This window comes from Luteococcus sp. H91 (genome assembly GCF_038433135.1).
In the GTDB taxonomy this organism is placed as follows: Bacteria; Actinomycetota; Actinomycetes; order Propionibacteriales; family Propionibacteriaceae; genus Luteococcus.
Genome location: NZ_JBCDMV010000018.1, coordinates 1 through 14,474 on the forward strand (window position 1 = coordinate 1; position 14,474 = coordinate 14,474).

A 14,474-nucleotide genomic window follows, 5' to 3' on the forward strand; every position below is an offset into this window, starting at 1 on the left:
ACATTGAGCCGGGCCTTAGAGTGGGGCATGAGGACCTCCGTTGTTGAGATGTGACCTTCGACAAGCCACAGCCCAGCGGGGGTCCTCCCTTTACGTCAAACCGCGCACTGTCATGAACGTCCCTGCCCCCAACAACTAGGCTGCGGGGTATGGCCCTCACCCCGATCATGACCACGCTCGGCTTTGTGCTGCACCCTGACGGGGAGCGGGTCCTGATGGTGCACCGCACCGCGCGTCCGGGCGACGAGCAGTTGGGCAAGTACAACGGGCTGGGCGGCAAGCTGGAGCGCGACGAGGACATCGTCGAGTGCCTGCGACGCGAACTGCGGGAGGAGGCCCAGATTGAGGCAACCGCGCTGCGACTACGGGGAACTGTCAGCTGGCCGGGCTTTGGCCGCAATGGGGAGGATCACTTTGGCTTCATCTTCGTCGTCGATGCCTTCACCGGCGAGGTGCCGGTGCGCAACGAGGAGGGCGAACTGAGCTGGGAGCGGATCGACGCGCTCGACGAGCTGCCGATGTGGGAGGGGGACCGGCACTTCCTGCCGCTGGTCTTCGACGACACGGTCACCCAGTTCCATGGCGTGCTGCCGTACGAGAATGGCCGGCCGGTCGGCTGGAGCGTGAGCACGCTGTGAGCCTGCTGCACACCCCAGAGGGCGCCTCCGCACTGGCGTTGGCAATGGCGGAGCAGGACCCGGGCTCGTTGGCCGCCGCCAGCCGGCTGCGCAAGCAGGCGCCGCCGGAGCTGGCCGCACAGGCGCTGGGTCAGGCGCAGTTGCGACGTCGGGCTCGCACCAAGTTCGGGGCCGATGCCGAGCGGATGCTCTTCACCCACGACGCCCTGGAGCAGGCCACCCGCCCGGTGGTGGCCGACTGGCGCGCCCACCGGCTACGCGACGAGGGGATCACCCGGGTGATTGACCTGGGTTGTGGGATCGGCGCCGACTCGCTGGCCTGCCTGCGCGCCGGGATCGACGTGATCGCGGTGGAACTGGACCAGACCACCGCCGAGCATGCCCGCGCGAACCTTGAGCTGGCGGCTGGGCGGCCCCTCGACGGGCTCGGGGACCCAACCCCGGCGGCCCCTACCGCCACCGTGATCCACGGCGACGCCGTCGCTCTGGCCCCGGAACTGCTGGCAGGAGCGGGCCCGGAAACCTGCGTCTTCATCGATCCGGCCCGCCGCACCGAGTTTGGCCGCACCTGGCGGGTGGAGGCCTTCACCCCACCCTGGGATTTCGTGCTCTCCCTGCTGGGTGGGTCACACTCGACGGTGGTCAAGCTCGGGCCCGGTGTACCCAAGCAGTTGATTCCCGACGACGTCGAGGCGCTCTGGGTGGCCGACGGTCACGACGTCGTCGAGTGTTCCCTGTGGCACACCCCGGCAGCCCGGCCGGTGCACGGTGCGATACTGCTCGGTGGTCCGCAAGCCCTCCGACTGGACCACGAACCCCGCGATCCGCTGCCCGTCGCCGTTCCGGGCCGGTACCTGGTGGAACCGCACGGCGCCGTGATCCGGGCCGGCGCCCTGGATCGGATTGCCGACGGCCTGTGGCTGCTGGACCCACACGTGGCGTATCTCAGTGGCAATGCGCCGGTGACCAGCCCCTTTGCCACCTGCTTCGAGATCCTGGAGGTGCTGGACAACAACCCCAAGACGTTGAAGGCCTGGGTGCGGGAGCACCGCGTCGGGACGCTGGAGATCAAGAAGCGCGCCCTCGACGTGGACCCGGCTGAACTGCGCAAGAAGCTGCAACCCAAGGGCCCCAACAGCGCCACGATCGTGCTGGCCCGAACGCCAGACGGGGCCCGGGCACTCATGGTGCGTCGGACCCCGTCGGCTGCCTGACCGGGTTGCGTCCTCAGGCGCGGTAGGTGCCCCACATGGCTGCCATCCGGTCCACCTGGCCCTGGGTGAACTGCGTCAGGCACGGATCATTGGAATAGTCCATGTAGTTGTGGATCGGGTCCGTCCCCGACGCAGTGCAGGTGTCGCGACCGGTCGGGCAGCCCGACGCCGGGCTGGCCTCCGCGGCGGTGTCGGCCACCTCGTCGCCACCCGCACAACCGCCCTGGAAGGTGTGGTACAGGCCCATCCAGTGGCCAATCTCGTGGGTGGCGGTGTCACCCTCGCTGTAGCCGGGGAAGGCTCCGGGCTGGCCCTCCAGGGTGCGACGGTCGATCATCAGCCCGTCCATCCCCGGGTTCCTGGCGTAGTCCGACGGGAAGGTGGCCCAGCCAAAGAGCTGACCGCCCGAGCTGCCCAACCCGGTGATCCAGATGTTGAGTGTCTTGGCGTCACCCACCCGGCTGGCCTTGATCTGTTTCTCCACCCGGGAGCCGGGGGAGACCTTGTTGGCCCAGGTGGACTTGGTGATCCGATTGGTCTTCACCAGGCTGAAGGAGAAGCCGGAGCCGGCCAGGGCGCCGCTGTTGCTGCCGGCATAGGCCGCATTCAGCACCTGGAGCTGGCGTGCGATCACCGCATCGCTGACATTGGTGGCGGCGGTTCCGTCGTTGATCACGTGCACGTACACCGGGATGACGGCCGAGGCGGTGCCGCTCACCAGATCGGCGGCGGTGCCAACATCGGTGGTGCCCAGCTTGTTCTTCATGTCGGTCTTGAACTTGGTCTCGCGGCCGCGGGTTTGCTCCGCGGTGAAGTCGTGCGGATCCTTGGCGCCGCGAGCCGCACTGGCGGGCTGGTAGCAGGTGCTGGCTGGGCTGGCGACGGGTGCCGCGGCCGGAGCGGAGGCGACGGGCGACGCGCCGAAGGTCACCAGGCCAAGCGAGGCGAGAGGCAGCAAGGCGCGGGCAGTTCGAGCAGAAGCCATGGGAGTGGGTCCTTTCCGACGGCCCCGAGTGGGGCGGGTGGCGGTCACGCTAGGGCCACCAATCCCTTTCCGTACAGGGATTCAGCGAATTTCTGGGATTCCCTACCAAACATCGCGAGGGCTGGCATCATGAGCGGGTTCGCTAGCACTCGGCTTGAAGGAGTGCCAGCGTCGGTATAACTTGGTTCTTGGCACTCGCCATGTGTGAGTGCCAACAGCCGTCGGCGGCACCCGCGACGACGCCCCGGCTGCTCCACATGACCTTGAAGATCGACGCCGAATCATCGGCGCTACTAGTCAGAAAGGGGTTTGACGTGGCAACCACGATCAAGCCGCTCGAGGACCGCGTCCTCGTCCAGCCGCTGGAAGCAGAGCAGACCACCGCCTCGGGCCTGGTGATCCCCGACACCGCCAAGGAGAAGCCGCAGGAGGGCAAGGTCGTTGCGACCGGTCCCGGCCGCTTCGACGACAAGGGCGTTCGTGTCCCGATGGACGTCGCCGAGGGTGACGTCGTCGTCTTCAGCAAGTACGGCGGCACCGAGGTCAAGTACGACGGCCAGGAGTACCTGCTCCTGAACGCTCGCGACATCCTCGCGATTGTCACCAAGTGACCGCGAGGGGGGCGACCCCCTCGATCCCCCGCGCTCGGATCGCGCCTCGCTCGCAAGCTCGCTGCGATCCGAGTAAGGAAATCTCTTCGCGCGCGGCCGGCGACCGTGCCGGCCGCGCGCGAACCACATCTCTTCAACTCCCCAGGAGTATTGAATGCCCAAGATTTTGCAGTTCGACGAGGAGGCCCGCCGCTCGCTCGAGCGTGGCGTCGACACCCTCGCCAACACCGTCAAGGTGACCCTCGGCCCGAAGGGCCGCTACGTCGTGCTCGACAAGAAGTGGGGCGCCCCCACCATCACCAACGACGGCGTGACCGTCGCCCGTGAGGTGGAGCTGGACGACCCCTACGAGAACCTCGGCGCGCAGCTCGCCAAGGAAGTCGCCACCAAGACCAATGACGTCGCCGGTGATGGCACCACCACCGCCACCGTGCTGGCCCAGGCGCTGGTGCACGAGGGCCTCAAGGCCGTCGCCTCCGGTTCCAACCCCGTCGGTCTGAAGCGCGGCATCGAGCAGGCCGTCGCCGCCGTCGAGGCCGAGCTGAAGAAGGTCGCCAAGCCGATCGAGACCACCGAGGACATGGCCGCCGTGGCCACCATCAGCTCCCGCGACGAGGTGATCGGCAAGCTGATCGCCGACGCCTTCGACAAGGTAGGCAAGGACGGCGTGATCACCGTCGACGAGTCCCAGACCTTCGGCACCGAGCTGGAGTTCACCGAGGGCATGCAGTTCGACAAGGGCTACCTGTCCCCGTACATGGTCACCGACGCCGATCGGATGGAGGCCGTCCTGGACGACCCCTACATCCTGATCCACTCGGGCAAGATCAGCTCGATGAATGACCTGCTTCCCCTACTGGAGAAGGTCATCGGCGCCAAGGGCACCCTGTTCATCGTGGCCGAGGACGTCGACGGCGAGGCTCTGTCCACCCTGGTGGTCAACAAGATCCGCGGCACCTTCACCAGCGTCGCCGTCAAGGCCCCGGCCTTCGGTGACCGTCGCAAGGCCATGCTGGAGGACATCGCGATCCTCACCGGCGGCCAGGTGGTTGCCCCCGAGGTCGGCCTCAAGCTGGACCAGGTTGGCCTGGAGGTGCTGGGCCGCGCCCGCCGTGTCGTGGTCAGCAAGGACAACACCACCATCGTCGACGGTGCCGGTGAGTCCGACGAGGTGCAGGCGCGCGTCGCGCAGCTGCACGCCGAGATCGAGCGTTCCGACTCCGACTGGGACCGCGAGAAGCTGCAGGAGCGGGTTGCCAAGCTGGCCGGTGGTGTCTGCGTGATCCGCGTCGGCGCCGCCACCGAGGTGGAGCTGAAGGAGACCAAGCACCGCATCGAGGACGCCGTTTCCGCTACTCGCGCGGCCATCGAGGAGGGCATCGTCGCCGGTGGCGGCTCCGCCCTGGTGCACGCCGCCCGCGTGCTGGAGGACGGTCTCGGCCTGGAGGGCGACGAGAGGGCCGGCGTCCAGATCGTCAAGAAGGCCGTCGTCGAGCCGCTGCGCTGGATCGCCGAGAATGGTGGCGAGCCCGGTTACGTGATCGTCAGCAAGGTCGCCGAGCTGGAGCCCGGCAATGGCTACAACGGCCGCACCGGCGAGTATGTCAATCTGGTCGAGGCCGGCGTGATCGACCCGGTCAAGGTCACCCGCTCCGCCCTGGCCAATGCGGCGTCCATCGCGGCGCTGCTGCTCACCACCGAGACCCTGGTGGTGGACAAGCCGGAGGAGTCCGACGAGGACGCCCACCAGCACTGAGCACCCGTGTGAGTACTGCTGCTTGACCACTGCGCCCGCCCGGTCTTCCGGGCGGGCGCAGTGCATTTCCGGGGCTCTCCGGCCAGGAGTTCCTGGGCACTGCCGGGCCGACACGCCGCCGGAGCCGTTGTGTGGGTTCCGCAGCGGCCCTGGGGAAGTGATGGCTTACCATGAGCAGCGGCGAGAACTGTTTTTACCCTGCCTGAGTGGTCCGTGCGTTGGCGCATCGACGACAGGTGCCCAACCCATCCGGAGAAGCCGCCGTCGGCTCCCCGGGCGAGTGGAACGTTCAAGCCTCGGTAACAGCGGCGTTCCGGCGCCCGACGAAAGAGACCCTATGTCCACTCCCGCGGCCCCCTCGGCGGCCAAGCAGGCCCAGGCGCACGTACAGCGCTTCGGCACCTTCCTCTCGGGCATGATCATGCCCAATATCGGCGCCCTCATCGCGTGGGGCCTGATCACCGCCCTGTTCATTGAGAAAGGCCCCTTCCCGATCGGCCGGATCGGCGGTTTCGGTGAAACCCTGATCAACGGCGTCGCGGTGGCCAATCCCGGCATCGTCGGCCCCTCCATCACCTACCTGCTGCCCCTGCTGATCGCCTTCCAGGGCGGCAAGATGGCCTACGACAACAAGACCCGCGGCGGCGTGATCGGCGCCATCGCCACCATGGGCGTCATCGCTGGTGTGCCCGGCAGCCCGATGTTCCTGGGCGCCATGGTGATGGGTCCGCTCGGCGGCTGGACCATGAAGAAGCTCGACCAGTTGTGGGAGGGCAAGATCAAGGCCGGCTTCGAGATGCTGGTCAACAACTTCTCCGCCGGCATCTGGGGCATGATCCTCGCGATCGGCGGTCTGTACCTGCTCAGCCCCGTGGTGCATGCGGTGATGTCCGCCCTCGGTTCGGTCGTCGGCGTGCTGGTGCGCAACAACCTGCTGCCTGTCGCCTCGGTGCTGATCGAGCCCGCGAAGGTGCTCTTCCTGAACAATGCGATCAACCACGGTGTGCTCACCCCGCTGGGCCTCGACATGGTCAGCCAGACCGGCAAGTCGATCCTCTTCCTGCTCGAGGCGAACCCCGGCCCCGGCTTCGGTGTGCTGCTGGCCTACATGCTCTTCGGCAAGGGTGCCGCCAAGGCCTCGGCCCCCGGTGCCGCGCTGATCCACTTCCTCGGTGGTATCCACGAGATCTACTTCCCCTACATCCTGATGAAGCCCGCCCTGCTGCTGGCCACCATCCTGGGCGGCGCCACCGGCGTTGCCACCAACATGCTGCTCGGTGCAGGCCTGAAGGGCCCCGCCGCTCCCGGTTCGGTGATCGCCATCTCCGCCATGGCCGGCGGTGACATTGCCAAGGTCTGGATCGCCATCCTGCTGGCCACCGTGGTCTCCTTCCTGGTGGCTGCCGTGATCCTCAAGATGGACAAGTCCAGCGACGGCGACCTGGCCAAGGCCACCGCCGAGATGGAGGCCATGAAGGGCAAGAAGTCCTCGGTGGCCGGCAACCTCGTCGCCCCCACGGGCGAAATCAAGAACATCGTCTTCGCCTGCGACGCCGGCATGGGTTCCTCCGCAATGGGCGCCTCGGTGCTCCGCAACAAGATCAAGGACGCCGGCTACGGCGACGTGAAGGTCACCAATGAGGCCATCGCGAACCTCAAGGACGTCTATGACATCGTCGTGACCCAGGAGACCCTGGCCCCGCGCGCCATCCCGAAGGTTCCCAGCGCCACCGTGCTGACCGTCGACAACTTCATGAACTCGCCTCGCTACGAGGAGGTCGTGGAGATGATCCGCACCCAGCGTTCCGGCTCCGCCGCCCCGGCCGCCCCGGTGGCTGCCGCCGCCGTGACCGGTGCCGCCGCTGCCCAGGACGAGGCCCCCGCGGCCGACATCCTGAGCACCGAGAGCATCCAGCTCGGCGCGCACGCCGTGGACAAGGGCGATGCCATCACCCAGGCCGGTCAGCTGCTGGTGGCCCGCGGTGCCGTGGACGGCGCCTACGTCGACGCGATGCACAAGCGTGAGGAGTCGGTCAGCACCTACATGGGCAACTTCCTGGCCATCCCGCACGGCACCAATGACGCCAAGGAGCACATCAAGAGCTCCGCGATGAGCTTCATCCGTCTGGACCAGCCGCTGGACTGGAATGGCAACCAGGTCAAGTTCGTCGTCGGCATCGCCGGCAAGAACAAGGAGCACCTGCAGATCCTGGGCAAGCTCGCCAAGATCTTCTCCAACAACGAGTCCGTGCAGGCCCTGGAGAACGCCAGCTCCGCTGACGAAGTGGCCGCGATCCTCGGAAAGGTCAATTCCTGATGAAGAAGGCAGTGCACTTCGGTGCCGGCAACATCGGCCGCGGCTTCGTCGGCCTGCTGCTGAACGAGGGCGGCTATGAATTGACCTTCGCCGACGTCGCCGACGCGTTGATCGACCAGCTCAAGGCGGCCGAGAGCTACACCGTGCACGAGGTGGGCGAGGGCGGCCAGGAGCACGTGATCAGCGGCTTCAAGGCGATCAATTCCAAGACCGAGGCCGAGGCGCTGACCGCGGCGATCGCCGAGGCCGACGTGGTGACCTGCGCGGTGGGCCCGAACATCCTCAAGTTCATCGCCCCCGCCATCCGCGCCGGCATCGACGCCCGTCCGGCCGACGCCCCGATGGTGGCGGTGATGGCCTGTGAGAATGCCATCAACGCCACCGACGGGCTCAAGGGCTTCATCCTGGGCGACAACCCGGCCGACGTGGAGACCAAGGCGATCTTCGCCAACACCGCCGTCGACCGGATCGTCCCCAACCAGCCCGAGGGGATGGGCCTGGACGTCAACGTCGAGCCCTACTACGAGTGGGCGATCGAGGAGCCGGCCTTCGAGGGCAACAAGCCCGAGATCCCCGGCGCCACCTGGGTGGAGAGCCTGGCGCCCTACATCGAGCGCAAGCTGTTCACGGTCAACACCGGCCACGCCGCCACCGCCTACTTCGGCTACGGCGCGGGCATCGAGAAGATCTCCGACGTGCTGGCCCAGCCGGAGCTGAAGGACAAGATCTACGCGGTGCTGCAGGAGACCAAGAGCCTGCTGGTGGCCAAGTACGGCTTCGAGCCCGAGGTGCAGGAAGCCTACGTGCAGAAGATCCTCAAGCGCTTCGCCAACCCGGAGCTGCCCGACACGGTGACCCGCGTCGGCCGTTCCCCGCTGCGCAAGCTGTCGCGCCACGAGCGTTTCGTCGGCCCCGCCGCCGAGCTCGCCGAGCGCGGGATGGAGTCGAAGGCCCTGCAGGCCGCCATGCTCGGCGCCATGCTCTTCGACGTCAAGGAGGATCCGGAGGCGGTGCAGGTCGGCCAGATCCTGGCGGACAACGCCCCCGAGGCTGCCGTGACCGCCTTCACCGAGCTGGACGCCTCGCACCCGCTGTTCGCGCAGCTGGTGGAGGTCGTCACCGCGGCCCGGGCCCAGCGCAACGCCGACTGAGCACATCACCAACAGTGGCTGAGCTTGTCGAAGCCACGACGGCCGTCCCTCACCGAGGGGCGGCCGTCGTCGTGTTCCGGCCGCCCGGGGCCGGGCGGTCAGGGCTGGGCATCAGCCTGCCGCCAGCCCAGCTCTCGTTCGGCCTGCCCGGCCAGCGCGAAGATGAGCTCGTCGCGGCCGCGACGAGCGACCACCTGCACCCCGATCGGCAGCCCATCGGGTGCGGAGGCGACGGGCAGCGACGCCGCCGGATGGCCAGTCACATTGAACAGCGAGGTGCAGGCGCTCAACGGCACCGAGCGCCAGATCGCCCGCGCCCAGCCGACGCCGTTCAGTTGACCGAGCTCGGGCGTGGGGCAGGCCATGGTGGGCATCACCAGCAGGTCGGCATCGCCGAACAACTCATCCACCCGCTCGGCCAGGCGCGGGGCAGCCTGCTCTGCGCGTCGCAGGCGGCCGGAGTGCCCCGGCAACCGTCCCCGGGCGGCCGCCACCCTGGTCAACCGCTCCAGCCGTTCGGGGTGCTCAACGGCCTCGGCCTCCTCGGCGATACCCGCGAGCATCATCGGCAGGAAGGCAGTGGTGTGATTGGGCAGCCGCCCAGCCAGCGGCGCGACGTGGTGGCCCCACTGCGGCAGCCGTTCAACGAAGCCCTCGACGGCGCGTGCCACCCGGGCGTCCACCAGTACGGGGCCGGGCGACTGGCTGGTCCACCGGATGCGTAGGGAGCCGGGCGGGGTGCTCGCGGCCGTGACCAGGCCGGTGGGGCGCTCGGGCAACTGGTGGACGTCGGCCGGCTCGTTGCCGTCGATCACCTGGTGCACCAGAGCGGAGTCGGCCACCTCACGGGTCAGCGGGCCGGAGAGCGCCAGCATTCCCCAGAAGTCAACTGCCGGGCTGGGGGAGACCAGGCCGCGCGTCCCCTTGTGACCGAAGAGTCCGCAGCAGGCCGCCGGGATTCGGATCGAGCCGCCGCCGTCGCCGCCGATCGCCACCGGCACCATCCCGGAGGCAACGGCCGATGCGGAGCCGCCGCTGGACCCGCCGGTGCTTCGCGTCGGATCCCACGGGTTGAGGGTCATCCCGAAACGATCGGACTCGGTGAACGGGAACTGCCCGAATTCGGGCATGGCCGTGATCCCGATGATCACGGCACCCGCCTCGCGCAGCCGTCGGACCAGTCGGCAGTCGGCCTGCGCCGGGGTGGAATTGCCGCGGCCACCGAAGGTGGTCACCACCCCTGCCACGTCCAGTTCGGCCTTCACGCCGACGGGTACGCCGGCCAGTGGACCGCCGCGCAGGGCGGGGTCCGTGTCGACCAGTCGGGCCTGCTCGCGGGCCTGCCCAGCCAGCACGGTCGTGAAGGCATTGAGTCGCGGGTTGAGCCGTTCGATCGCGGCCAGGGCAGCCTCGGTGACATCGGCGGCGGTCCAGTGTCCGTCGCGGACCTGCTCGGCGATGGTGCGGGCGCTGGCCTGGCGGTAGGTGGTCGAGAGCATGGAGGGGAGTCTAGGCAACCCCTCCTAGGGAAACACGGATCAATCATGTTCCCGGCTGCGGCGGCCCGGAAAACTGTCGGTGGGCCCGGATAGGATGACCCCGTTCCCCAAACGCGAAGGTGGTACCGGTGTCCCAGAACGAGGCGTCCAACATTCCGACCAGCGAGCTGACTGGCTCCGGCGTGCCAGACAAATTCCTCCCGCTGGGGTTGACCTACGACGACGTGCTGCTGCTGCCCGGTGAGACCGATGTCATCCCGTCCGAGGTGGACACCACCGCCCAGCTGACCCGCGGCCTGCAGATCCGGATCCCGCTGATCAGCGCCGCGATGGACACGGTCACCGAGTCGCGAATGGCCATCGCGATGGCCCGTCAGGGTGGTCTGGGCATCCTGCACCGCAACCTGTCGATCGAGGACCAGGCCTACCAGGTTGACCTGGTCAAGCGCACCCAGACCGGCCGGATCACCAACCCGGTCACCATCGGCCCCGAGGCCACCCTGGAAGACCTGGACCATCTCTGCGGCCAGTACCGGATCTCCGGCCTGCCCGTCGTCGACGCCGAGAACCACCTGCTGGGCATCTGCACCAATCGTGACCTGCGCTTCACCCCCGTCGACGAGTGGGCACAGACCAGGGTGAGCGACGTGATGACCAAGTCCCCGCTGTTCACCGGCCGCGACGACATCACCAATGAGGAGGCCACCGCGCTGCTGCGGCAGAACAAGCGTGAGCGGCTGCCGCTGGTGGATGCCGAGAACCGGCTGACCGGCCTGATCACCGTCAAGGACTTCGTGAAGTCCGAGCAGTTCCCCAATGCCAGCAAGGATTCCCAAGGCCGGTTGATGGTGGGGGCGGCCGTCGGCTACTTCGGCGACTCGTGGGATCGCGCCACTCGACTGATCGAGGCCGGCGTCGACGTGCTCGTGGTGGACACCGCCCACGGCCATGCCAAGCTGCTGCTGGACATGATCCGACGCCTGAAGGCGGACCCGGCCACCCAGCACGTCCAGATCATCGGCGGCAATGTCGCCACCCGCGCCGGCGCCGCGGCGCTCTGTGAGGCGGGCGTCGACGCCGTCAAGGTGGGCGTGGGGCCCGGCTCCATCTGCACCACCCGCGTCGTGGCCGGCGTCGGCGTGCCCCAGGTGACCGCCGTCTACGAGGCCGCGCAGGCCTGCCGCCCACTCGGCGTCCCGGTGATCGCCGACGGCGGTCTGCAGTACTCCGGCGACATCGCCAAGGCCCTGGTGGCCGGTGCCTCGACCGTGATGGTCGGCTCGCTGCTGGCCGGCTGCGAGGAGAGCCCCGGCGAGACCGTCTTCATCGCCGGCAAGCAGTACAAGCAGTACCGCGGGATGGGCTCGCTGGGTGCCATGAGCAGCCGCGGCAAGAAGTCCTACTCCAAGGACCGCTACTTCCAGGCCGACGTCACCAGCGACGACCAGCTGATTCCCGAGGGCATCGAGGGCAATGTGCTCTACCGTGGCCCGGTCGGTCAGGTGGTCCACCAGCTGGTGGGTGGCCTGCACCAGTCCATGTTCTACGTCGGGGCGCGCAACCTTGACGAACTGCACGACCGCGGCCGCTTCGTCCGGATCACCACGGCCGGGCTGAAGGAATCCCACCCGCACGACGTCGCGAACATCGCCGACGCCCCCAACTACTCGCGCTGACCCGCGTCGAGAAGCCAGAAAGAAGCACATGTACGACATTGGACGCAGCAAGCGCGCCACCAAGGCCTTCGCCCTCGACGACATCTCCATGGTGCCCACCCGGCGCACCCGCGGCATCGACATGGTCAACCTGAGCTGGAAGATTGACGCCGTCACCTTCGACTTCCCGATCATCGGCGCCCCGATGGACTCCGTGATGAGCCCCGAGACCGTGATCCAGATGGGCAAGCTCGGTGGGCTGGGGGTGCTCAACCTGGAAGGCCTGTGGACCCGCTACGACGATCCTGCGCCGCTGTTCGAGGAACTGGCCGGGATCGAGGACCGCTACCAGGCCACCCGCTTCATGCAGCAGGTCTACGCCGAGCCGATCAAGGCCGAGCTGATCACCGAACGGATGAAGCAGATCCGTGACGCCGGGGTGCCGGTGGCCGGCTCCCTCAGCCCGCAGAACACCCGCGAGTTTGCCTCCGTGGTGGAGCAGGCCGGGGTGGACTTCTTCGTGATCCGTGGCACCACCGTCTCCGCCGAGCACGTCAGCGAGGTGGAGGAGCCCCTCAACCTGAAGGAGTTCATCCGCAAGCTGGAGGTGCCGGTGATCGTCGGCGGCTGCGCCACCTACCAGAGCGCCCTGCACCTGATGCGCGCCGGTGCGGCCGGTGTGCTGGTCGGCTTCGGTGGCGGCGCTGCGCACACCACCCGCGACGTGCTGGGCATCGAGGTGCCGATGGCCTCCGCCATCGCCGACGTCGCCGAGGCCCGCCGCGACTACCTGGACGAATCCGGCGGCCGCTACGTCAACCTGATCGCCGACGGCTCGGTCGGTCGCTCCGGTGACATCGCCAAAGCGATCGCCTGTGGTGCCGACGCGGTGATGGTCGGCGCCCCGCTGGCCCGCGCCGCGGAGGCCCCCGGCAAGGGCTGGCACTGGGGTGCCGAGGCCTGGCACGAGAGCCTGCCGCGCGGTGAGCGGGTGCACTTCGACACCGTCGGCTCCTTCGAGGAGGTCGTCGTCGGCCCCTCGCACATCCCGGACGGCACGATGAACCTCGTCGGGGCCCTGCGCCGGGCGATGGCTTCGTGCGGGTACACCGATGTGAAGGAGTTCCAGAGGATTGAGTTGGTGATCCGCTAGTCGGTTCGGGTGCGGTGGCTCCGGGTCGACAGCCCGTCGCGGCGTCCCCGGGGCCGGCACCGCTGTTCGTCGCCACCGTCTGACGGCTTGTTTGGCACCCTTGGTGACACCGGCGGCCGAGCCTGTCGAGGCCCCTCGACGGCCTCGGGGGCCGCTCCGCGAGCCCGTCGCCCGTCGCCCGTCGCCCGTCGCCCACCACGGTGACGGGTCCTGTCGAGGCAGCCTCGCCTCACGTTGTGGGCAGGGTGCGCGGGTTCGGCGGGCGCCCCTAGGCTGGTGGTATGACCGAGGCGACCGATCCCGAACTGCTCCAGCTGCGCTCCAGCATCGACAACCTCGACGCCGCCTTGGTGCACCTGCTGGCCGAACGCTTCAAGGTGACCCAGCGGGTTGGGGTGCTGAAGGCCACCAAGGGCCTGCCGCCCGCCGACCCGGCGCGGGAGAAGCGCCAGATCGAACGCTTGCGCGCCTTGGCCACCGACGCCCAGCTCGATCCGGAATTCGCGGAGAAGTTTCTCACCTTCATCGTCACCGAGGTGGTCCGCCACCACGAGCAGATCGCCAAGGAGCACGCCTGATCAGCCCTGCCCCAGTCGACGGATGGCCTCCATCTGTTCCCAATGACGCTTCAGGGCGGCGCGCCCGTCCGGCGTGATCGCCTGCATGGTGCGGGGGATCTTGCCTTGGAAGGTCTTGGTCACCCGGATCAGTTCCGCCGCCTCCAGCTTGGCCAGATGGCTGGACAGATTGCCCTTGCTCAACCCCAGCACGGTCTGCAAGAACTGGAAGTCGGCCTCCTTCTGGCCGTCGAGCACGCTGAGGATGCCGAGCCGGGCGGGTTCGTGCACCAGCCGGTCGACGGCCAGATCCGGGGGAGTGGGCTGCGCGACGGGTTGTTCGTCGGGAGTCAACGGTTCCGCCGTCACGACTGGACACCCCTGCCGAGTACCTTGACCAGCCGCTGGTGGTCCACCAGGCCGATCACGACAAGTGCCGGTGCTAGCGTGCCCATCGCGAACCAGTGCGACGGCTGGTACCCGAGCAGCGGGATGAAGGCACACGCGGTCAGCGCGATGCAGCTGATCCAGTGCCAGACGGTCAGGCCGGTGTGGCGCAGCCCGGCCCACTCGCCGGCCAGCATCAGCGGCCCGGCCACCAGCGGGGTCCACAGCAGCGGGCCGGGGTGGAAGTGGTCCAAGCCGTTGGCCAGCACGATCAGCACAATCGCGAGCACGGTGAACAGCAGGGTCCAAGCGTTCCGATTGCGGGTGGCACGCGCCTTGCCATAGCGCTTCTCATACCAGGTCACGCCGATCGCTGCGCTCAGGCCACCGCCGATCGCCATCCAGAGATAGTTCCGGGTGGCCGCCGCCAGCAGCACCGAGAGCCCGGTGCCGACGCTGATCAGGCCTTGGAGCATGTCGTAGTCCTTGCTGACGGCGATTCGCCGCTGCAGGTCGTCGGTGGCGTCCGGTGCCGTGCTCATCACAACCTC

The 14,474-nt window shown here is 68.2% G+C and carries 13 protein-coding genes; 9 read left to right on the plus strand and 4 right to left on the minus strand.

Annotation, left to right across the window (positions count from 1 at the left end; genetic code table 11):
• The first annotated feature begins 149 nt into the window (after positions 1–149).
• Both AAEX57_RS09390 and AAEX57_RS09395 read left to right on the plus strand, forming a co-directional pair.
• Positions 150–638 (plus strand): NUDIX hydrolase, encoded by a 489-nt coding sequence (locus AAEX57_RS09390; protein WP_342092628.1) that lies wholly within the window; start codon positions 150–152, stop codon positions 636–638.
• A complete protein-coding gene (locus AAEX57_RS09395) occupies positions 635–1,852 on the plus strand; it encodes a THUMP-like domain-containing protein (RefSeq protein ID WP_342092629.1) in 1,218 nt (405 codons plus the stop codon). Before AAEX57_RS09390 ends, AAEX57_RS09395 begins: the two co-directional genes overlap by 4 nt.
• 13 nt (positions 1,853–1,865) lie before the next feature.
• Here AAEX57_RS09395 and AAEX57_RS09400 read toward each other — a convergent pair whose 3' ends face one another.
• Positions 1,866–2,837, minus strand: a complete 972-nt coding sequence (locus AAEX57_RS09400; protein ID WP_342092630.1) for a zinc metalloprotease — start codon at positions 2,835–2,837, stop codon at positions 1,866–1,868.
• A 314-nt stretch (positions 2,838–3,151) separates the two neighbouring features.
• Here AAEX57_RS09400 and groES point away from each other — a divergent pair, with 314 nt between their 5' ends.
• From groES to AAEX57_RS09420, 4 genes are all read left to right on the plus strand, one after another.
• Positions 3,152–3,448 (plus strand): co-chaperone GroES, encoded by a 297-nt coding sequence (gene groES / locus AAEX57_RS09405; RefSeq protein WP_342092631.1) that lies wholly within the window; start codon positions 3,152–3,154, stop codon positions 3,446–3,448.
• A 154-nt stretch (positions 3,449–3,602) separates the two neighbouring features.
• The gene (groL, locus tag AAEX57_RS09410) at positions 3,603–5,204 is read left to right on the plus strand and encodes a chaperonin GroEL (RefSeq protein WP_342092632.1); all 1,602 of its coding nucleotides are present in this window, start codon (positions 3,603–3,605) and stop codon (positions 5,202–5,204) included.
• A gap of 337 nt (positions 5,205–5,541) precedes the next feature.
• Positions 5,542–7,521, plus strand: coding sequence for a PTS mannitol transporter subunit IICBA (locus tag AAEX57_RS09415; protein WP_342092633.1), 1,980 nt, complete (start codon positions 5,542–5,544; stop codon positions 7,519–7,521).
• Positions 7,521–8,672 (plus strand): mannitol-1-phosphate 5-dehydrogenase, encoded by a 1,152-nt coding sequence (locus AAEX57_RS09420; protein ID WP_342092634.1) that lies wholly within the window; start codon positions 7,521–7,523, stop codon positions 8,670–8,672. The genes AAEX57_RS09415 and AAEX57_RS09420 overlap by 1 nt, the downstream gene beginning before the upstream one ends.
• 98 nt (positions 8,673–8,770) lie before the next feature.
• Here the strand turns inward: AAEX57_RS09420 and AAEX57_RS09425 are convergent, their stop codons facing one another.
• Complete coding sequence (locus AAEX57_RS09425) at positions 8,771–10,171, minus strand: amidase (protein WP_342092635.1); 1,401 nt, start codon at positions 10,169–10,171, stop codon at positions 8,771–8,773.
• A 128-nt stretch (positions 10,172–10,299) separates the two neighbouring features.
• On the opposite strand from AAEX57_RS09425, the gene guaB reads away from it, so the two are divergent.
• From guaB to AAEX57_RS09440, 3 genes are all read left to right on the plus strand, one after another.
• Positions 10,300–11,847, plus strand: coding sequence for an IMP dehydrogenase (guaB, locus tag AAEX57_RS09430; RefSeq protein WP_342092636.1), 1,548 nt, complete (start codon positions 10,300–10,302; stop codon positions 11,845–11,847).
• A gap of 28 nt (positions 11,848–11,875) precedes the next feature.
• Positions 11,876–12,979 (plus strand): GuaB3 family IMP dehydrogenase-related protein, encoded by a 1,104-nt coding sequence (locus AAEX57_RS09435; RefSeq protein WP_342092637.1) that lies wholly within the window; start codon positions 11,876–11,878, stop codon positions 12,977–12,979.
• A 281-nt stretch (positions 12,980–13,260) separates the two neighbouring features.
• Positions 13,261–13,557, plus strand: coding sequence for a chorismate mutase (locus AAEX57_RS09440; RefSeq protein ID WP_342092638.1), 297 nt, complete (start codon positions 13,261–13,263; stop codon positions 13,555–13,557).
• Here the strand turns inward: AAEX57_RS09440 and AAEX57_RS09445 are convergent, their stop codons facing one another.
• Positions 13,558–13,905, minus strand: coding sequence for a winged helix-turn-helix domain-containing protein (locus AAEX57_RS09445; RefSeq protein WP_342092639.1), 348 nt, complete (start codon positions 13,903–13,905; stop codon positions 13,558–13,560).
• Entirely contained in the window at positions 13,902–14,465 is a 564-nt protein-coding gene (locus AAEX57_RS09450) for a hypothetical protein (protein WP_342092640.1), read from the minus strand. The genes AAEX57_RS09445 and AAEX57_RS09450 overlap by 4 nt, the downstream gene beginning before the upstream one ends.
• Positions 14,466–14,474: the final 9 nt, after the last annotated feature.